The organism is Vibrio sp. 1402 (assembly GCF_033340275.1).
Genome location: NZ_JAWOWE010000782.1, coordinates 1 through 503, shown reverse-complemented (window position 1 = coordinate 503; position 503 = coordinate 1). Strand labels below are relative to the sequence as shown.

Genomic DNA, 503 nt, shown 5'->3' with positions numbered 1-503 from the left:
GGTTTGTCGAACGAAGTGGTTGCGAAACTGAGCGAAGCCAAACCGGAAAGTATTGGCATTGCTTCGCGTATTTCCGGCATTACGCCTGCAGCGATTTCAATTCTTCTTGTGCATCTGAAGAAGCACGGCTTGCTGAAAAAAGGCGAGGAAGAGTAATGAGTGCACTACGAACCAAGCTTGATTCACTGATTGCACAGACCGATTTAGACGTTTCAGAAAAACAACGAGAGCAGTTAGTCGGTTACGTTGAGCTGCTCGATAAGTGGAACAAAGCGTACAACCTAACTTCGGTTCGCTATCCTTTAGAGATGTTAGTGAAACATATCCTGGATAGCATCGTGGTCGGCACGCATCTGCAAGGTGAACGTTTTATCGATGTGGGCACTGGCCCAGGATTGCCAGGTATTCCTTTGGCGATCATGCATCCGGAGAAAACGTTCTTTCTGCTCGATAGCCTCGGTAAGCGCATCCGTTTTATCAAGCAAGTTGTCCACACGTTAGGT

2 protein-coding genes are annotated in these 503 nt (G+C 47.5%); both read left to right on the top strand.

Annotated features, from left to right (window positions below; all coding sequences use genetic code 11):
• Nucleotides 1–156, top strand: a 156-nt coding sequence (locus R7044_RS28470) for a hypothetical protein (RefSeq protein ID WP_225456454.1), incomplete at its 5' end; no start/stop codon positions are given.
• The coding region (gene rsmG, locus R7044_RS28465; RefSeq protein WP_225456452.1) for a 16S rRNA (guanine(527)-N(7))-methyltransferase RsmG at nt 156–503 on the top strand (348 nt) is incomplete at its 3' end. The genes R7044_RS28470 and rsmG, both read left to right, overlap by 1 nt.